The 19,078-nt window shown below is 47.1% G+C and carries 21 protein-coding genes; 11 read left to right on the top strand and 10 right to left on the bottom strand.

Features of this window, described 5'->3' with window-relative positions; translation table 11 throughout:
• Positions 1-284: 284 nt before the first annotated feature.
• A complete protein-coding gene (locus tag ACFQ3J_RS17020; protein ID WP_251583030.1) occupies positions 285-749 on the bottom strand; it encodes a DIP1984 family protein in 465 nt (154 codons plus the stop codon).
• Between the two features lie 184 nt (positions 750-933).
• Between ACFQ3J_RS17020 and ACFQ3J_RS17015 the strand changes: the two genes are divergently transcribed.
• Positions 934-1,086: a hypothetical protein gene (locus ACFQ3J_RS17015; protein ID WP_170862523.1), complete on the top strand. Its 153-nt coding sequence runs from the start codon at positions 934-936 to the stop codon at positions 1,084-1,086.
• Positions 1,087-1,223: 137 nt separating this feature from the next.
• Complete coding sequence (locus ACFQ3J_RS17010) at positions 1,224-1,745, top strand: cupin domain-containing protein (protein ID WP_091160081.1); 522 nt, start codon at positions 1,224-1,226, stop codon at positions 1,743-1,745.
• Here ACFQ3J_RS17010 and ACFQ3J_RS17005 read toward each other — a convergent pair.
• The 5 genes from ACFQ3J_RS17005 to ACFQ3J_RS16985 all read right to left on the bottom strand — a co-directional run bounded on the left by ACFQ3J_RS17005 (position 1,721) and on the right by ACFQ3J_RS16985 (position 6,019).
• Complete coding sequence (locus tag ACFQ3J_RS17005; protein WP_251583032.1) at positions 1,721-2,329, bottom strand: TVP38/TMEM64 family protein; 609 nt, start codon at positions 2,327-2,329, stop codon at positions 1,721-1,723. The genes ACFQ3J_RS17010 and ACFQ3J_RS17005 overlap by 25 nt on opposite strands.
• Before the next feature lie 116 nt (positions 2,330-2,445).
• Positions 2,446-2,586 (bottom strand): hypothetical protein, encoded by a 141-nt coding sequence (locus tag ACFQ3J_RS17000; protein WP_251583034.1) that lies wholly within the window; start codon positions 2,584-2,586, stop codon positions 2,446-2,448.
• Positions 2,587-2,673: 87 nt separating this feature from the next.
• Positions 2,674-3,552, bottom strand: coding sequence for a transglutaminase family protein (locus tag ACFQ3J_RS16995; protein WP_251583036.1), 879 nt, complete (start codon positions 3,550-3,552; stop codon positions 2,674-2,676).
• 7 nt (positions 3,553-3,559) lie between these two features.
• Positions 3,560-4,561 (bottom strand): alpha-E domain-containing protein, encoded by a 1,002-nt coding sequence (locus ACFQ3J_RS16990; protein WP_251583038.1) that lies wholly within the window; start codon positions 4,559-4,561, stop codon positions 3,560-3,562.
• Positions 4,562-6,019, bottom strand: a complete 1,458-nt coding sequence (locus ACFQ3J_RS16985; RefSeq protein ID WP_379293478.1) for a circularly permuted type 2 ATP-grasp protein — start codon at positions 6,017-6,019, stop codon at positions 4,562-4,564.
• Positions 6,020-6,352: 333 nt separating this feature from the next.
• Here ACFQ3J_RS16985 and ACFQ3J_RS16980 point away from each other — a divergent pair, with 333 nt between their 5' ends.
• From ACFQ3J_RS16980 to ACFQ3J_RS16970, 3 genes are read left to right on the top strand one after another with little or no spacing between them, the layout of a single operon-like run.
• Entirely contained in the window at positions 6,353-6,718 is a 366-nt protein-coding gene (locus ACFQ3J_RS16980) for a GntR family transcriptional regulator (protein ID WP_091160071.1), read from the top strand.
• Between the two features lie 2 nt (positions 6,719-6,720).
• A complete protein-coding gene (locus tag ACFQ3J_RS16975; protein ID WP_251583039.1) occupies positions 6,721-7,614 on the top strand; it encodes an ABC transporter ATP-binding protein in 894 nt (297 codons plus the stop codon).
• Positions 7,614-8,288 carry a hypothetical protein gene (locus ACFQ3J_RS16970; protein WP_091160070.1) on the top strand — a complete coding sequence of 225 codons (675 nt, stop codon included), beginning with the start codon at positions 7,614-7,616 and terminating at the stop codon, positions 8,286-8,288. The genes ACFQ3J_RS16975 and ACFQ3J_RS16970 overlap by 1 nt, the downstream gene beginning before the upstream one ends.
• Positions 8,289-8,515: 227 nt before the next feature.
• Here the strand turns inward: ACFQ3J_RS16970 and ACFQ3J_RS16965 are convergent, their stop codons facing one another.
• Entirely contained in the window at positions 8,516-9,694 is a 1,179-nt protein-coding gene (locus ACFQ3J_RS16965) for an acyltransferase (RefSeq protein ID WP_251583040.1), read from the bottom strand.
• A 303-nt stretch (positions 9,695-9,997) separates the two neighbouring features.
• A complete protein-coding gene (locus tag ACFQ3J_RS16960) occupies positions 9,998-11,404 on the bottom strand; it encodes an MATE family efflux transporter (protein WP_251583041.1) in 1,407 nt (468 codons plus the stop codon).
• Between the two features lie 270 nt (positions 11,405-11,674).
• On the opposite strand from ACFQ3J_RS16960, the gene ACFQ3J_RS16955 reads away from it, so the two are divergent.
• On the top strand, positions 11,675-13,135 hold the full coding sequence (locus tag ACFQ3J_RS16955) for an alpha-amylase (RefSeq protein WP_251583042.1): 1,461 nt from the start codon (positions 11,675-11,677) through the stop codon (positions 13,133-13,135).
• A 108-nt stretch (positions 13,136-13,243) separates the two neighbouring features.
• On the opposite strand, the gene melA is transcribed toward ACFQ3J_RS16955, so the two are convergent.
• A complete protein-coding gene (melA, locus tag ACFQ3J_RS16950; protein WP_091160064.1) occupies positions 13,244-14,542 on the bottom strand; it encodes an alpha-glucosidase/alpha-galactosidase in 1,299 nt (432 codons plus the stop codon).
• Positions 14,543-14,747: 205 nt separating this feature from the next.
• Between melA and ACFQ3J_RS16945 the strand changes: the two genes are divergently transcribed.
• On the top strand, positions 14,748-15,578 hold the full coding sequence (locus tag ACFQ3J_RS16945) for an AraC family transcriptional regulator (RefSeq protein WP_251583043.1): 831 nt from the start codon (positions 14,748-14,750) through the stop codon (positions 15,576-15,578).
• Positions 15,579-15,684: 106 nt separating this feature from the next.
• On the opposite strand, the gene ACFQ3J_RS16940 is transcribed toward ACFQ3J_RS16945, so the two are convergent.
• Positions 15,685-16,746 carry an LCP family protein gene (locus ACFQ3J_RS16940; protein WP_251583044.1) on the bottom strand — a complete coding sequence of 354 codons (1,062 nt, stop codon included), beginning with the start codon at positions 16,744-16,746 and terminating at the stop codon, positions 15,685-15,687.
• Positions 16,747-17,002: 256 nt separating this feature from the next.
• Between ACFQ3J_RS16940 and ACFQ3J_RS16935 the strand changes: the two genes are divergently transcribed.
• From ACFQ3J_RS16935 to ACFQ3J_RS16920, 4 genes are read left to right on the top strand one after another with little or no spacing between them, the layout of a single operon-like run.
• Positions 17,003-17,380, top strand: coding sequence for an Ada metal-binding domain-containing protein (locus ACFQ3J_RS16935; RefSeq protein WP_379293472.1), 378 nt, complete (start codon positions 17,003-17,005; stop codon positions 17,378-17,380).
• Positions 17,365-17,574 (top strand): helix-turn-helix transcriptional regulator, encoded by a 210-nt coding sequence (locus tag ACFQ3J_RS16930; RefSeq protein WP_379293470.1) that lies wholly within the window; start codon positions 17,365-17,367, stop codon positions 17,572-17,574. Before ACFQ3J_RS16935 ends, ACFQ3J_RS16930 begins: the two co-directional genes overlap by 16 nt.
• A 35-nt stretch (positions 17,575-17,609) precedes the next feature.
• Positions 17,610-18,158: a methylated-DNA--[protein]-cysteine S-methyltransferase gene (locus ACFQ3J_RS16925; RefSeq protein ID WP_251583046.1), complete on the top strand. Its 549-nt coding sequence runs from the start codon at positions 17,610-17,612 to the stop codon at positions 18,156-18,158.
• Complete coding sequence (locus ACFQ3J_RS16920) at positions 18,118-19,074, top strand: DNA-3-methyladenine glycosylase 2 (protein ID WP_251583047.1); 957 nt, start codon at positions 18,118-18,120, stop codon at positions 19,072-19,074. Before ACFQ3J_RS16925 ends, ACFQ3J_RS16920 begins: the two co-directional genes overlap by 41 nt.
• Positions 19,075-19,078: the final 4 nt, after the last annotated feature.

Raw genomic sequence — 19,078 nt, 5'->3', positions numbered from 1 at the left:
CTGCAATGCCTTCTTGCATTCGCAGTCTTGCAATCTCGGTAATGTCCCCTGGCCCACCCTCGCCTGTACCTGAAAAATCAGCATTTGGTCATAACATTAACTTGTTACATGTGATATGTACGTTGTACTGAGGATAAATTGTGATAAATGGAGTCCCCGGCTCTCGACGATTTTAATATTCGAATGGGTTCCAAGACCTTGCCTGTCTTGGTAGGCTAATGCTCGCTTTCTTCAGGCAGGCTACCAACTAACCGAGATCTTGATCTACTATTCTAAATTCGTAATTAAGGCGCAGTGATTAGATCCGTCGTCCAGTTCTTCTCCTGGATCTTCGTATCGAGCACGCGGTGAGCCTTCGCGAGCTCGTCAACCTGCTTCTGCAGCTTCTTGTTGTCAACGGTGGTAACGAACTTGATCTCGGATCTGCTCGTCCGCTCAAGACGAATGGTAGCTTGCCTGATAACATCATAGAGCACATCCCGATGCTTCACAGAAGTCTCCCGAAGAGCAAGTGCATCCGCAATACTAAGACCCGGTTCGAGCATAGTCTTCGCATTGGTGCGATTGATATCCTGAATCAGCTTCGTATATTGAGTCAAGCAATCCTCCAGCTCAGCGAACAACTCAGCAGGGTCTTCTGCTGGATCCTCCCCCTCCTGTACTCTAACGACACTTTCCAGACGAAATCTTAATTGTTGTATCTTTCTTTGTATATCCGAACGTAATATAAGTGCTTCTGCGAGTTTCATAACGTACCTCCACAGTTAAGTATCTCCGCTATTGTATCCTCTTTAGTTATATTTTTCCATATGTAATTCCTAATATATTAATTTATCCCTCAAGCCTAGTAAAGCCCTGTTCAGCATCATGTTTGCCTTTCTACAAACCGGGTATGTAATAACTATATCCAATTCGAATAAGGAGGCATTCACGATGAAACAACCATCAAGCGAAGAGGTACGCAATCAAGCGGACAAGGAGAAAGACTCCAAGGAGCAAGTAGACAAAATGAAAAAGCATGAGGACGTGGAGCCTCAAGCCGAGAACTGGAATCCTCGATCAGAGGATAATCTGAAGCAGTCATAATTCTAATAGAACAGGCCAAAAATAAGCTGCAGTAACGTTATGTGACACAGCTGCGAGCCATGATCAGAGGTTATCCCTTGTTCATGGCTTGTTTAATATAAGGCCTTCAACAAGTAAATAGAAGGAGGACATCTCAAATGGCACAAACACAGTTCAAGACACGGGCTTATCGCTTCGAGGATGATGGCATCATTCCAAACCACCCGAATTTACCTGTTCTATTATATCCTGGCGTTCTAAGAGGCAGAGAACAGGAGATGGAATCCATATTCAACAGCCACAATTGGCAGAATACCTGGACGGGCGGCGTATTTCCCTATCATCATTATCACAGCAATACACATGAGGTCCTCGGTGTAATCAGCGGGTCAGTCAAGCTGCATCTCGGCGGGGAGAAAGGCATCATGGTTACTGCTTCTGCTGGAGATGTCATCGTTCTTCCTGCTGGCACCGGCCACAAGAAGATTGAAGCAAGCAGCGATTTTCAGGTGGTGGGCGGTTATCCCGATGGAATCGAATATGATACCTATACAGGCGAAGCAGGAGAGCGGCCCAAGGTTCTTCAGGACATCAAGCAAGTTCCTCTGCCTGATCAAGATCCCGTATTCGGAATCAACGGACCGCTCCACACTTATTATCGATTAGAAGATTCAGTGTAATAAGCTTCTATTCTCTTGCTTGCCACAATGGTCAAAATGATAAACAGCACGACGCCAACCAGAATGAGGGGATGCTGGATAATCTCCTCCAGATTGGTGCCGATATAGGTCACATAAAATATCATGATTCCTTTGCCGACCCCTGCCGCGAGCAGGAATAATCCGGGACGCATCTGAGCTGCCCCTGCCGCCATGTTCACCAGTACAAACGGTCCCATCGGGAACATCCCGAGCAGGAATACGTAACTGAACGCATTACGGCGTATCCATCGCAAGCTCTTCTGAACCTTGGGCTTCTGCGTCCAGCGCTGGATGTAGGAAGTCAGTGCAATTCTGCGAATGATCAGAAAAGTCAGGAAGCTGCCTCCCACCAGGCCAATCCACGAGTAGATGAATCCAGCCCAGCCATAAACAACGCCGTTCGCTCCTACGATCAGCAGGGTTGGCAGCGGTGGGATAAAGGATTTCAAGAATGTGATTAGAATGCCGGGCAGCGGTCCGTAGGAACGGAATCGTTCGAGCAGCATGATAATATTCTCTTCCGTGAAATAAGACATGATATCCGTAATGGACCAACTGTACATTGAGGAAGCCTCCCAGGTATTCTGGTAATTTAAGGATAGTATAGCTCAATCACAGCGATTAAAACATCGCTGCCCATTAAAAAACCTGCCCATGGCAGGTTCTAATTTTATTTATCCTAAGCTCGATCATATCTCGCTTCCTGCTCATGATCCGCTTGCAACGTTTGATCCTCCTGGATCTGGCTGCACTCATGCAATATATGTTCAACATGCTCCAATACATCGTTTAATGATTTACCGCAAATATGACATTTCATCAAGTTATCACCTATTCTCTATTTGTACCTTTCATATCCTCCTCTTATTAACCGTGATGCATCCTCACGAAACGATTCTTTCTCGCTTCAGCCCTGCAGCTCTTCAATCGGTTCGTCTGCATCCAGCCGCTGCACAGAAACACGAACATCCAGTATGGACTCGCCTCCCCGATACTTCCCTTGCAAGGGACTTACATCTGCATAATCACGGCCCGTGCCTACTCTTATATGATTAGATAGAGCCTCCACATTATTCGTCGGATCAAGACCCGCCCAGCCTATGCCAGGCACCATCACCTCGACCCAGGCATGTGATGCAGCATCTCCCTTCAGCGCCGAATCCTCACCTACGTACAAATAGCCGCTCACATAACGTGATGGAATGCCGCTAGCTCGCAGAATACCCAGCATGACATGGGAAAAATCCTGGCAAACGCCTTTTTTGTGTTCAAAAGCAGCCTCTGCCGTTGTCTCTACGTTGGTAAAGTCTTTGTCATAGGTGAAGCTTCTGTACAGATACTCCATAACTTGTATTGCATAGCTGAGCGGATCCTTCATGCTGCCTGCTTCCTTCTGAGCCGCTTGAACCTGCTCCATATATAGCTTCGTATAAGCCGTCTCCGCCAGATAAGCAGCATAATGCTCTTTATATAATGGAGACTCGAATAACGCCTTCATGTCAGGGGAATACCGAATTTCTTGTAAAAAAGGGCTCCGCTGCACCGTCACAATGGAGGTGGTTATGACTTCCAGAGAAGAATGAGGTTCCGCGATGAAGAATTCTTCAACATAATTTCCCCACACATCCTCATGCCCCTTCGTCACTGCCAGAGGATGGATATCTGTGCGGTACGATATCAACTGCTGACACTCATCCTCAAGCGGACGAAGCCGGATCGTATTCATGCTTTGATCCACCGGATCGTCATATTTAAACGTGTTGGTATGCACAATTTTGTATTTCATCACTTCTCTAGTCTCCTGCGTAGTGTAATTGAAACTGCCGCTCTCCTGTATCTATTAAATAATAAGTCTTCGAGAACACATGCCCGATCTCCCTGCACTTCTCTTGAAACTGGCTGAGGAAGAAGTCCAGCTCCGGTCCTCTCAGTTCAGTGATACTGACCTCATCCAGCATGCCCAGCAGATCATCGAGGGAAGCATACATCTCCCAAGAATAATGAGATACTCTGCCATACTCCAGAATTTGAACAGACTCACGCACCTGGCTTATGCAGTAACGAATCGATTTGGGATAAGCATCATCCGCGACGAGAAAGCCGAGAATCGCACCCGGTTCCATGGCCGGTGGATGACGCTTCAGAAATGCTTCATATCCATTTGCGAATTGCAGGGCAAGACGCCAGTAATACGATTCTCCTTGTCCTCTGCAGGCCGGATCTGCATAGATATAGCTGCTCACCACATCCAGAATTCGAGCTGTCTTCTCTGCTTGTTCGAGCCATTTGCCGATGTTGATCATATGATAGGCAGGTCCGCGTGACATCGAAGATTCGATAATTCCTCTGGCCGTAAGGGAAGCAATCTTCGTCCGCTCAAGGCAGCGCTTCACATCTCTGCTATCGATATCTTCCCCTTTGTTCATGCTGCTCATATCCAAATAAACGTCGTTCCAGATCTCCCATAGGTCGTCCGGGAGCTGGGTCCTCGTCATTCTCGCATTCTCCCTTGCATATTGGACACAGTTCACGACAGAATTAGCATTGGTCCTTGCGTATACGAGCTGTTGTATAAATGCTTGATCGGACCCCATCCGCTCTTGCATCGCTTCATGGAACAGATCGGTCCGGGCACAGATTTCGAAGATCATCTCCCAGTCATGCTTGGCAAGAATCTCTTCCTCTGAGGCTTCCAGCATCTGAATGAATTGTACATTCAGTATACGCGCGTTGCTCTCTGCCCGTTCAATATTACGAGACATCCAATATAAACAATCCGCCACCCTGCTCAGCATCTACACCTCTCCTCCCTCTCTCCTCAGAATCCATGTATCCTTTCCCCCGCCGCCTTGCGAAGAATTGACTATAAGCGATCCCTCCTTAAGGGCAACTCGCGAGAGTCCGCCGGGAAGCACATGCGTGTTCCGGCCCCGAATGACGAATACGCGTAAATCGACATGACACGGATAAAAACGTTCGTTCTGAAAGGACGGTGCTCTGGACAATCGAATGGTGGGCTGGGCGATATACTGATGAGGCTGCTGCATAATTTTTAACCTGAACCTATCGATCTCTTCGCCTGTAGCATGCGGACCAATCAGCATATCATAGCCGCCGGAGGCACCGACGTTCTTGACGACCAGCTCCTCCAGATGGTCCAGCACCCACTCACGCTCCGAGCGTTCGGTCAGACGATACGTTTCAACATTCGACAGAATAGGGTCTTCGTTTAGATAATAACGAATCATATCTGGGACGTAGGCATAGATTGCTTTGTCATCGGCAATCCCGTTTCCAATGCCGTTTAATATGGCAACATTGCCTTTGCGATAAGCGGAGAGCAGACCCGAAACACCAAGGACAGAATCCTTGCGAAAATGAAGCGGATCGAGAAAATCATCGTCGATGCGGCGATATATAATATCAACCCTTCGAAGTCCGCGAATCGTCTTCATATATACGATATCATCCAACACCGTAAGGTCTCTTCCCTCTACTAATGGAATACCCATCTGCTGGGCTAAGAACACATGATCATAATAAGCCGAATTATACATGCCTGGAGTCAGAAGCACCGCACAGGGAGAGGAGGAGAAGCCGAAAGACTGCGGTGTATGGTCGAGCAGAGCTTTATATAGATGAACAAGCTGATGTTCAAGCGGGTGAATCGAGTGCCGCGCAAAAAATTCAGGGTAAACCTGACGCATCACGTAGCGGTTCTGATACACATAGGACATGCCGGATGGATTCCGCAGATTATCCTCGAGAATATGATATTTCCCCTGATCATCACGAATCAGATCAATACCCGCGAGGAAGATATGGTTGTTCAGTGGAATGTCAATTCCCTTCACTTGCTTATGGTAATAGTAGGGGTTGTTCATAATTAACTCTTTGGGAATGAGCCGGTCGCGAATCATGTGCTGTTCTCCGTAGATATCCTCCAAAAAGAGGTTGAGGGCTTCTGTACGCTGAATCATTCCCCTCTCAATCAGCTCCCAGTCTCTAGGGGGAATGATGATGGGAATGAAATCAAAAGGCATCGCACGTTCGGTACCAATCTCATTGTTGTATACCGTAAAAGTGATTCCTTGTCTTAGAAAAGATAGCTGTGCAGTTTCATGCTTCTCCTTCAGCTCTTCGGCTGTAAAACGCCTTAGTCTGCGATAGAACTCGGCATAATGAAGCCTTGGCTCACCTGCCTTCATAAACATCTCATCAAAAAACGGATCCGTTGGATACGGAATCAGCACAGCGTCATCCCCTTTTGTCTTTTTCTCATGTCAGGGAAGCTGCCTATTGAAGCAGAACAACGTCGTATTTACTAAGGCTTCATGATGAATAATGTAATATTTTCTGCGAAATTAGTGTGACTAATTACTTGAAATCAGTTGATTTGTGTTAATCATTATACAATACGTTAGATTATATTACACCTAAATTTTGTAATCCGAAACGATAACTTGAATGGAATGAAGTCCAACCGTGACAACACAATGCCTATTTTTTGTAAAATAGTTGACTTCTTACCTTGTTGCTTGTATGGTTAATTACAAGAGTAACTAACCAATGAGGAGAGGTGGCACATGGGACTGCAAATGGATGATGACCGCCCCATTTTTATACAGATCGCAGAACGAATCGAAGACGACATCATTGAAGGTGGGTTGGAAGAAGAAGCTCAGGTCCCTTCAACGAATCAGTTTGCTTCTTTTTATCAGATTAATCCTGCCACAGCCGCCAAAGGCGTCAATCTGCTGGTCGATCAAGGCGTGCTGTACAAGAAACGAGGAATCGGCATGTTTGTAGCCAAAGGCGCGAGGGGGATGGTTATGGAGAAACGCAGAGAGCAATTCTATGAGCAGTATGTCACGAAGATGATCCAGGAAGCACACAAGCTCGGTATTAGCAAAGAAGAGCTGTCCATCATGATTCAAAGGGAGGAGAAGTGATAATGACGACGATAGTGGAAATCCGGCATCTGACCAAAAGCTTCGGAAAAGATGTTACCGCGTTAAATGACATTAGTCTGAAAATAGATGAAAACAAAATATATGGACTTCTGGGCAGGAACGGAGCCGGTAAAACGACCTTGATGCACATCCTGACTGCACAGTTATTCCCCACGTCCGGCGAAATGCGGGTGTTTGGTGAGGAGCCCTACGAGAATGCCAAGGTACTGAATCAAACGTGCTTTATTAAAGAGAGCCAGAAATATCCGGATTCCTTCCGGATCAGAGATGTAATATCCATCGCTTCCTACCAATTTCCGAATTGGGACCAGAAGCTCGCAGACACGCTGCTTACTGAGTTCAATCTTCCCCTGAAACGTCAAGTGAAGAAGCTGTCCCGGGGGATGCTCTCTGCCGTAGGTATCGTGGTCGGGCTGGCCAGCCGTGCTCCGCTCACCATCTTCGATGAGCCTTATCTCGGACTGGATGCCACCGCAAGACAAATGTTCTATGACCGGCTGATTCAAGATTATATGGAGCATCCTCGCACCATTATTTTATCAACCCATCTCATTGATGAGATCAGCGCCATGCTTGAGCATGTCATCGTCATTGATGGCGGCCGAATTCTGCTCAGTGAAGAGGCAGAGAAGCTAAGAGGAGCTGCTTATACGATCAAAGGGAAGAAGCAGGATGTGGAAGCATTCATTCAAGGCAAAAAGGTCCTTCACACCGAGACGCTAGGTTCTATGCTTCAAGTCACGGTGCGAAGTGAAGGGATACTGGACTTCCGTAAACAAGCCGAGAGCAAACATCTGGACGTAACCCCAGTCACTCTTCAGCAATTAATTGTGCATTTGACCAAAAACCCTCAAAAGGAAGAGGTGATTCTATAATGCCAGGTATACGCAATGTCATTAGAACCCACCATGTGGATCGGTGGCTGTGGGTTTACATGCCCTATACGATTATGATATTTAATTTTTTGACGAATTTAATCGTTAGCACCTTTACCGGACCCTATACGTCTGGAGGTGTGATGAGCATTTATGTGTTTATGATGACGCTTGGAATAATAACCGTGCCCATGAACTTCTCGTTCTTGCTTGGCCTCGGTGTCAGAAGAAAAGATTACTATTCAGGCACCGTTATCTGGTTGACCGTCCATATGCTCGTCGCCTCGATCGTTCTCGCTGTGCTGCGAGAAATAGAGAAGGCCACCTCCTGGGGGACTGGGCTTGGATTCTTTAACTTTCCCTTTACTAACGAGCTGGGTTTCCTGGAGTTTCTCGCACTTAACTTTGTCGTTTTCACATTCTTCTGCTTCTTCGGCTTCTTACTCCCCAGCATCGCCCGCAGATTCGGTGCCCTTGTGCTGGCTGCGCTGCTTGTACTTATGTTCGTTGTGCTGGGAATTGCGAGCGTGCTCGTTACGTTCTATGAACTGTGGGATGAAGTCGGCCGATTCTTTGCAACTTATCAGACGGATTCGATATGGTACCTGATTCCTTTCACACTGCTGTTTGCCGCCATTGCCTATCTCTTGCTGCGCAGGTCGACTGTCAAGTAAGCCGCTCCATTTTTGGCTGGCTCTCTCCGGTTGCGACGTAGATCGAGAGCTTCATTTTCTTAATTAGCTTCTGGTCGTTACATTTTTTGATCCGCTCTCTAAAAATTCAGATTGGGGTGGGAAGATATCATGGTCTTCATCAAGTCAATCGACCATGGTTAGTTTAGCACATATAAAAAGCATGCCGCTAAATCACACGGCATGCTTTTTATATGGGTAAACATAAATTATGCAGGCAGGTCTCTCTTCTCCCCGACTGGACGTTCTTTCTTCTTCGGCTTCGGCAGGTTACCGAACAGAATCCACGACTGTGGAATTCGAGAAGCCAGCGTCACGACGATATACGAACCGATCAGTGCCACTAGGAAGCCGCCGACGTACCACAGATGGTGCAGCATGGAGATCCCCGTCTGAGGCGGGAACTCGCGGTAGATCAGCAGGAAGAACGGGTGAATCAAGTAGATCCCGAAGGACAGTCCCCCAATCCGAGACATCCCACGTACAATGGTGTTCTGACCACGGTTATATAGCAGGAAGGCGATCTGGAAGAGCACCAGAGCAGCTGCAAATGTGTGCAGGTTCCACAAAAATTCGTACCAGAGCGAATCATATACCGCGATTCCTTTACGGTTCAGGTACCAAATTTGCGCATGGGCAATCCCTGCACCCAGCCAAACCACCCACAAACCAATCCAGGCGGTAATTTTGGCCGGCGTGGCATGCTCTCTTTTCATCACAATCCACTGTTTGATCTTAGGGAAATATACGCCGAGGAATGCACCCAGCATAAAGTAAGCAAAATAAGACGGCGACCAGCTTCCCTTATTCGCAACAGAGATCACTCCGTATTTGTTCATGAGAATAAATCCCCATTGAATAGCGAGACCGATTGGGACTGCCCATTTGACAAGCGACGGCACCTTCTTGAACAGCCACAGCACAAGCGGAAATAAAATATAGAACTGCATATTAATAAAGACGAAGTATAAGTGCGTATATGCCTTACCTGTTAACAGCTTGTCAATGAAGCTTGTTATCGTATCAGCAAAGGAACGGTCCGGGTAATGCGTCACATGCAGGATCCCAAAGTAAAAGAGAGAAAACATAAAATACGGGATCAGGATGTAGAGCAGCCGTTTCTTATAAAAGCCTGATACCAGCTGTTTGTCCAGCGGTCTTGTGTAGTAATTGTAGAACAATACAAAGCTGCTTAGAAAAATAAATGTCGGTGTACCAAACTTCATGAAAATATTAAAGAAGTTGTATACACCGTACATGCCGGAATCAATCATGTTTAATGTAGCAAATGAAGACGAATGCACAGTCAATACCCCGAGAATCGCCATACATCGTACCAGGTTCAGCTCGGGAATGCGTTCCCTTTTTTCTAATAGTGTTTGACTCATCACTTAAAACTCCTTGTTTCTATATGATAGAGTTCAGCAGCCTGTTATCATGAACAGGAGCTGCCGACTCGCAGCGCTTCATCTATCATAGATCATTTATGATCTGTATACCTTAAGAATCTCTTAATCTATTTTTAAAGCCGGATAAACGTCCATATCGCTCTGCCCAATCTATTGTATATGATAACATGATTTATTTGTATTTTTGTTAGTAAAAAAACCACCTATTGGCGGCTTTTTTAAATATTAGCTATTTTTGGATTGGTGCCAGCTGCATGGAACCGCAATCAACGTGGACATCTTTCATGAATGTGTCGATGCAGGCTGTGCTTGTTCTTGTATAGGTGAATGCTCAACCAACGCATGCTTGCGCCAAGCACCACTCTTCCAGCGGAAATGCATAATGATCGCTCTGATCCACTCATCCACTGCATTTGCCATCCATACACCCAGCAAGCCCATATCAAGAGTGAATACGAGCACATATCCTAGCGGAAGACTTATACCGACCATGGAAATGAGACCCATATAAACCGGGAAACGCGCATCTCCAGCAGCACGGAGCGAATTAATCATAATCATATTGCAGGTTCTGGCTGTCTCCAGCACGATACTGAACAAAATCACCTGAGATCCAAGACGAATGATCTCGGCGCTATCCGTAAAGATCCCAAGCAGCGGCTCCCGCAGCGCAATAATGATTAAGTCCATAATGATCGTAGAGGTGAGCCCGATCTTGACACTTTTTCGTAGACGGGCATAAGCTTCTTCCGGATTCCCTGCACCGACGAAGCGCCCCACGAGAATGGAGGTACCAATCGAGACCGCCATGCTGAACAAATAGATATAGTGTGAAATTTGAGCAGCATATTGCCTTGTGGCCAGGGATTCCGTACCCAGATAAGTGACATAATATAAGAAGACAAGCTGACAGACCTGATAAATGATCTGCTCAAAAGCCGACGGAATGCCGATCTTCAGAATCTTCCCTACATAATTCCTGGAAATGGTGAAGTAATGCTTCCACTCGATACGAACAGACAACACCCGATATAGAAGCCAGAAAAAGATGACGACGCAGATTAAACGGCTGAATACGGTCGAGATTGCCGCACCTTGAACACCCAGCGGACTAAAGCCAAAATGTCCAAATATAAGCGCGTAGTTACCGACAAGATGAATAACATTCATCACTAAGGAGACCAGCATCGTTTGCTTCGTATATCCGTATGTCCGAATGATGGCAGCAAGAATATTAATCAAGGCTTGGAGGAATATCCCTCCCCCCACAATGGTTAAATAAGCCTGACCGAGCGCAAGAAGCTCACCCGAAAGATTCATCGCTTGTAGTATGGAGCGCCCTCCAAATACAAACAATATACTGATCGCAAGCCCAACACACAAATTCAGGGTAATTGCGATGGCGGATACTCTTGATGCTTCTGCCAGCTTCCTTGAACCGATATACTGGGCAACGACAATGGCTGCTCCATTACCGATGACCTCAAGAATAAGAATGGCGATGATTACGATTTGATTCGCTGTACCGACGGCTGAAACGGCTTCATCGGATACCGCGCTGAGCATAAATGTATCGACGGTACCCATGAGCATGAACAGAAGCAGCTCTAAAAAAATGGGCCAAGTTAAGGCAAAAAGCTTAAGATTATTAGTTTCGGTGGCGCCTCCACCTGTTGCTGTTGTCGTCATAATTTCTCCCTTGCTGACTCAATAGATTAAGAAAAACCAGCTTTCAAAAAATTTCTGGAAGTGATGAAAAACATAGGTATCTTATCATAGAATTTTCATTTGATCACCTATAAACAAAAATATTTTTATGGGACCTCGTTTAGTCATAGGTTTATCAGGGTTATTTCTACAATAAAAGCATTTATGTGTTCTGGAGTTCCGCCTTTCCGGCGATCTTAAGAAATACATATAGGATGCACGAGATTTTTAATATGGAGAGGGGAACATACCATGAAACGAAATCATACGATGATGCAGTTTTTTGAGTGGCATGTTGAACCGGACGGTTCCCATTGGAAACGACTGGCCGAAAAGGCTCCCGAGCTGAAGGCACAAGGAATTGACTCCGTCTGGATCCCCCCGGTAACGAAAGGCTCTTCGCCTGAAGACACGGGATATGGAGTATATGACTTATACGATCTCGGTGAATTTGATCAAAAAGGGAGCGTTCGAACCAAATACGGAACCAAAGCGGAGCTGCTCGAAGCACTGGCTGTCTGTATGCAGAACGGCATTGCCGTATACGTCGATCTGGTCATGAACCATAAGGCTGGAGCCGATGCAACGGAACGATTCAAAGTGATTGAAGTGGACCCTAACAACCGTACCAAGGACATCTCCAAGCCATTTGAAATTGAAGGCTGGACCAAATTCGACTACCCTGGACGGGGAGACAAGTATTCCAGCTTCAAATGGAATCATACCCATTTCAACGGCACGGATTATGATGCCAAGACCAATCGGACCGGCATTTTCCGCATGGCGGGGGAAGACAAAGCCTGGAACGAAAATGTAGACGATGAATTCGGTAACTATGACTATCTCATGTTCGCTAACATTGATTACAGCATCCCTGAAGTCAGAGAGGAAATGATCCGCTGGGGTAAATGGCTCATTGACACTTTACAGTGCAACGGTTTTCGCCTCGATGCCATTAAACACATCAACCATGAATTCATCAAGGAATTCGCCAAAGAGATGATTGACAAACGAGGACAGGATTTCTATATTGTCGGCGAGTTCTGGAAGCCGGATCTCGCGGCTTGTCAGGATTTTCTGGACACTGTCGATTATCAGATTGACCTGTTTGACGTATCTCTCCACTATAAGCTGCATGAAGCCTCCCAGGCTGGAAAGAACTTCAATCTCAGCACAATCTTCCAGGATACACTCGTCAATACTCATCCGACCCATGCTGTAACCTTCGTAGATAATCATGATTCTCAGCCAGAAGAGGCACTGGAATCATGGATTGATGATTGGTTCAAGCAGAGTGCTTATGCGCTGATTCTGCTGCGTCAAGGTGGTTATCCTTGTGTATTTTACGGTGATTATTATGGAATATCCGGTGACCACCCGATTCCTCCGAAGAAGGATGCGATCGATCCTCTGCTTCACGCCAGATATCATTACGCCTACGGTCCTCAGGAGGACTATTTCGACCACCCGAATACGATTGGCTGGGTGCGACGTGGTGTGGCTGAGTTCCCTCATTCCGGATGTGCCGTCGTTATCGGTAATGGTGAAGTAGGCAAGAAGCGCATGAAAGTCGGATCAGAACGGGCTGGGCAGACCTATATTGATATTACGGGCAACCGGACAGATCAGATCAAGATTGGCAAAGACGGCTTTGCCGACTTCCCTGTGAACGGTGGAAGCGTATCGGTATGGGTTCAGCAATCAAAAGACTAAGCTCGTCATTGAGCCGAAAAATTATACCGAAGCACAAATCCCCTGCCCTCTAACAATATGAGCGGCAGGGGATTTTATTATTTATTTTTGGCAGGCAATCTTTCCGTATTATTTGAATTTCGGCAGCCAGTCACCATGAGCCTCAATCAAGTCATCACACAGGGCTGTAATATCATCCAAGGACAACTCGGCAGCTGTATGAGGATCAAGCATCGCTGCATGATAGATATGCTCCTTCTTGTGGGTCACCGCCGCTTCAATCGTCAGCAGCTGGGTGTTGATGTTTGTACGGTTCAGTGCAGCAAGCTGAGGCGGCAGATCCCCGACGTAGGTCGGCGTAATACCGGAGCGGTCTACCAGACACGGCACTTCAACACAGGCTTCCTTCGGAAGGTTCGTAATGAGTCCGGTGTTCATGACGTTGCCGCCAATCTTGAACGGATTACCTGTCTCCATCGCTTCCATAATGTATGAGGCATACTCGGCAGATCGTGTGTGCTCAATACTTTCGCTGGCAAATATTTTGTCCCGCATTTCCTTCCAGCCATTAATCTGATTGACGCAGCGGCGCGGATACTCATCAAGCGGTATATTGTATTTGTCGATTAGCTCAGGGTAGTTCTTCTTAATAAAGTAGGGATGATATTCTGCATTATGCTCCGAAGATTCCGTTACATAATAGCCAAACCGAAGCATCAGCTCAAAGCGCACCATGTCATGATGCTTCTCCTTCTGCTTCTCGGCCGCCCGGCGTTTAATCTCCGGATACAGATCCTTGCCGTCCTTCTTCACTTCAAGCAGCCAGGCCATATGATTGATGCCCGCAATCTTCGATTCTACTCCCGCTGTATCCATCTCAAGCGAGCGGAACAGATCAGAGACGCAGTGCTGCACACTGTGGCAGAGCCCAACGGTCTTAATTCCGCCTACCGTATTCATCACATTCGTAAGCACAGCCATCGGATTGGTGTAGTTCAGGAACCAGGCGTCCGGGCAGACCTCCTGCATATCCCGGGCAAAATCCAGCATCACCGGAACCGTCCGAAGATTGCGGAAGATTCCCCCGATTCCAAGCGTATCCGCTATGGTCTGGCGCAGGCCATATTTCTTCGGAATTTCAAAATCGGTGATCGTACACGGATCATAGCCGCCGACCTGAATTGCATTAATGACATATTTCGCACCGCGAAGCGCTTCTTTACGGTCATGATAAGCTGTGATTCGGCAGGTGCTGCCGAGCGTTTCCTTTATGCTGTTTAGCAGCCGCTCGGAGTCCCGCAGCCGCTCTTCATCAATATCAAACAAAGCAAGCTCAAAATCCTGCAAAGCCGGGGTTGTCATCACATCGCCAAGTACATTTTTGACAAAAACTGTGCTCCCCGCACCAATGAATGTAATTTTGGACATTTTTTCTGCCTCCCATAGTCAGCAACCGCTGTATTAAATACAGCCTAACTATACGCTTCACCAAGGGTGTGAGAACATGGAATAGTCCAAGATAAACATGTCATAATCCCAGTTGATCGATTAGAGACAGCCGTACAATTATAGGCGAATCACCAATTCTTTTTGCTATAATACAGCTATATACGTGCAAAAGGGGATATTCACTATGCCAATCAATGAAGTCCATTTAACCCTTCAGGATTCGCAGGAGAAGATGGAGCTGCGTATGGATTTCTTCGGCCTTCAGGAGTGTGAACCAGGGCACAGCTGGGGTCCCGGACTGCGGGATGCCTACATTCTCCATTACGTACATAAGGGTCATGGAAGCTTTCGTTATGAAGATCAGTGGACTCGGCTGGGACCCGGACAGGGATTTGTCATTTTCCCAGATGAACGCATTCATTATACTGCCGATGAAGAGGACCCCTGGACTTATTCCTGGATCGGTTTCAGAGGAATATATGCCAAATCCCTGCTGCAACGCGGAAGCTGTACGCCCGAGCATCCCATCTATTCCGCTGCACCCGGAACCTGTTTCTCTTCTTTCTATAACGATCTCATTCATGTTCGTCATCATGCCGGTGGAGATATTCATAGTCTGGGCATTCTATATAAAGTGCTGGGTGATCTCATACGCAGTGCTCCCGCTCCGGCTGCATACACTATGTCCTCCCCTTCACGGGACAGCTATATTCGGAAGTCCCTCCGCTTCATTGAGAACGGATACAGTCAGAAGATGACGATTCAGGATATTGCAGAGGCCGTAGGCCTTGACCGTACGTATCTATCAGGTCTCTTCAAGGAGCATTTTGGCGTATCGCTTCAGTCCTATCTGCTTGAATACCGGATGAGACGGGCCGCAGAGCTGCTACGCAATCCGGAGCTGTCAATCAGTGATGTCGCTCACTCCGTAGGCTATAACGATGCATTCTTATTCTCCAAGATGTTCAAGAAGAACCAGGGACATTCTCCGCGCCATTACCGGCAGCTCCTCTGAGCCGGGCATAGTCACATGTCCGGCAGCTCCTGAGCACTATGGAAACGGCATTTCACTTGTGTCAGTATCACAAAAAGGGCCTGTCCTATCAGACAGGCCCTTCACATTATTGTGCTGGCTCTTCCTCTTTTTCCGGATCCATCAACCGATCACTTGTAATGGATGCATCCGTCCAGTTGTCGACTAATTGCTGCGCGTATTCCAGCTTATCTTCATCCAGCATGTAATACCAGGCTCCATCGCTCTTGCCGCTTCCCTCCAGCATATAGCTGGTCATCTGCGGAACAGCTTCCTTATCATAGAACAGCTTGCCCAGATCCATGATGAAGTCTGAGGTCATATCTGTCTTCATATTGCTGCTCGCAATGGACAGAATTTCTGGAATCTTGGCGATGTTTCCGATCTGCAGCATCCGTTCTGCTGCAGCTTTGAGAAAGATACGCTGACGCTCCGTCCGTTTGAAGTCGGAATCCTCACGGTATCTGACATAATTGAGTGCATCCTCCCCAGTGTAGATGGGTTTGTTTGCCTCAATGTATAAGGGAATATGGTATTTGTACTTGTTCTGAATCGGTTCTGTGATTGGCAGCTCGACGCCGCCGAGTGCATCGACCACTTCAATAAGTGCGTTGAAATTCACCTTCGCATAGTAATCTACGTCTGTCTCCAAGAGCTGTTCAATCGTCTCCACACTCATCCTGGCTCCACCATAGGCATAAGCTGCATTCACCTTATCTCTTCTATCTCTCCCGGCAATCTGGACATAGGAGTCTCTTGGGATTGATAAGAGCAGCATCCGGTGATCCTCTGGACGAAATACCGCATAGATCATCGTATCAGATCTGCCGACATCCCCTTCACGCTCATCTACGCCAAGGAGAAGCATGCTGAACGGGTCCAGATCCTTCTCTTCTTCTGCCACTGCAGGTCCGGTGACTTCATCAAGTGGTTCATAGGAATCATCGAGTGCCGTCTTGAACGGCTTCTCTACAAACAGCTGCAGCGCTGCCCATCCCAGTTCCTTATGAAAAATATAAGCAAATGAGCCCACTAGCAGCAGGGTGATGAAGGATATTATTAATGGTTTTTTCGTCTTCTTTTTCGCTTTTTTCTTCTTGCCGGCTTTCTTCCGGTTGCTCCGTGTCAACGGGTATTCAAGATCGCTCATCAGCTTCTCCTTTCCTCACTATCTTTTATGTCGACGCAATCTATCTTATTTTTAATAAAATTTGATGTTTTTGGTCAGATTTTAATTCGATAACTCATCTAATATACTACATATTTCCATATTGAGGAATATGCGTTTCACAGAATGTCGAAATCTTGCTTTCCTATTTCTATAACGTGCCTTTTAGGAGCAATGTTGCCTATAATGTGATTTAGGAAGAACAATTTCTTCTCGAACGAAAATTCGGATATGGAGGATGGTAGAAGTGAGGGATGAGGAGCTGTTTGACAAAGTGTATGCCGCAATACTTGCGCGGAGTGACCGCTATGACGGCATTTATTATTCTGCGATCAAAACGACCGGTATCTATTGCAGACCTTCCTGCCGCTCCAGAACGCCGAAGCCGGAAAATGTCATTGTCTATGCCAGCACCCATGAGGCGGAGCGCAGCGGATATCGGGCCTGCAAGAGGTGCCAGCCGAATAAACAGGAGCTCATTAACCCTGATGCTGATATTGCAGAACGGGTTACCCGTTATATTTACGCTCATTACAGAGAGCCGCTTACCCTTGAGCGGATTGCTTCAACCCTCAGTATCGCCCATATCACATGCAGAGGGTGTACAGGAGAGTAACCGAGACCACGCCCGCTCAGCAGCTGCAGCATGTTCGCATTGAACATGCGAAGGAACAGCTGAAGATGTCTGATTCATCAATTCAGGATGTGGCATTAATCGTAGGATTTAAGAGCGTCTCACACTTCATCAGTGTTTTCCAAAAAAGAACAGGTGTTACACCCCAGCAGTACCGCAAAGGGGATATCACATAGAGGTTATTCATTCTAATAGATAGGAGGCATGCAGCATGGAGACCGTGTACTGGGCAGAGCTCAGACATTCCTTATTTCAGAATCAGACGATGTATATAGCAGCAACAGAGAATGGGCTGTGCAAAGTGACCTGGCCCACGGATTCAATGGAGGTGCTTATGAACTGGATTTATCGCCGTTTTCCAAGAGCAGAAATGATAGAGAATCCCGAGAAGCTCGCGCCCTATCTCACTCAGCTGATCGAATATATGGACGGAGCAAGACAGAGCTTCAGTCTGCCGCTGGACCTGAGAGGCACAGCGTTTCAGACGAAAGTATGGCGGGAATTGCAGCAAATTCCCTTTGGCGAAACACGCAGCTATTCAGACATTGCGTATGGGATTGACCACCCTCAAGCCGTGCGTGCCGTTGGTACGGCTAACGGGGCAAATCCTGTGCCCATCATCGTCCCTTGCCACCGCGTCATTGGTAAGAACAACACACTGACGGGATTTGCAGGCGGATTGAAAGTAAAGGAAGCGCTTCTTAACTTGGAGGGATACCATGGATATACCGCAGCAGGACATGCCCGGTTCCAATTCTAGAATAGACTTTAATTCAGCAGACAACAGCTTCAAGCTGTCTCTGCCTGAGCTGTTTAACTATGACGAGATTCTGTATTATTTGAACCGGTCCAAGCTCGAATGTCTGCATCAAGTGGATCATGAGAGGATATATAAGCTGATCAAAGTGAATGAAGCCGCGATCCCGCTTCAACTGGAGTATAATCAAGAGGCACATGCACTGGTTGTCCGCTCCCTGCTTGAAGAACCACTCCGTGCTGATGAATGCCAAGCAGCTGTCACCTATATAACAGAATGGCTGGATCTGGACAGAGATCTCTCTCCTGTGGAAGCACGTGTAACAGCGGACCCTATCCTTTCGAAGTTTTCCGACTCATTAAGGGGTCTGCGTATCGTTGGTGTGCCTGATCTATTCGAGGCTTTATGCTGGGCTGTGCTCGGACAACAGATCAATCTGACGTTTGCGTATACATTAAAACGACGGCTTATCGAGGCCTATGGGGAGCAGCATTCATTCGGAGAGCGGACATACTACCTCTTCCCAACACCCCAATCGGTGCTGACAGCATCCGTCCAGGATCTGAAGCAGCTGCAGATTACGAGCAAAAAAAGCGAATATATATTGGATCTGGCCAGGCGGCTCGACAGCGGCGTGCTCCAGAAGAGCATCCTTCTTGCTTCAGGTTTCCGCGAAGCCGAAGAGGCGCTCACCCGGATTCGCGGGATCGGTCCCTGGACGGCACATTATGTGCTGATGCGCTGCCTGCGTGATCCCGCTGCCTTCCCCATCGGTGATGCTGGACTTCATGCTGCGCTGAAGCGGCAGCTAGGGCTCAGCGTGAAGCCCGCTCCTGACCGGATCCGTGAGGTATTCAAGCCTTGGGAAGGCTATGAAGCTTATGCCGTATTCTATTTATGGAGGAGTCTCACGTTGTAGTGAG

The sequence above is a fragment of the Paenibacillus provencensis genome, assembly GCF_042678545.1.
Classification (GTDB): Bacteria; Bacillota; Bacilli; order Paenibacillales; family Paenibacillaceae; genus Paenibacillus; species Paenibacillus provencensis.
Note: the sequence above shows the minus strand (reverse complement) of the source record. Positions and strands in the feature narration are given on the sequence as shown.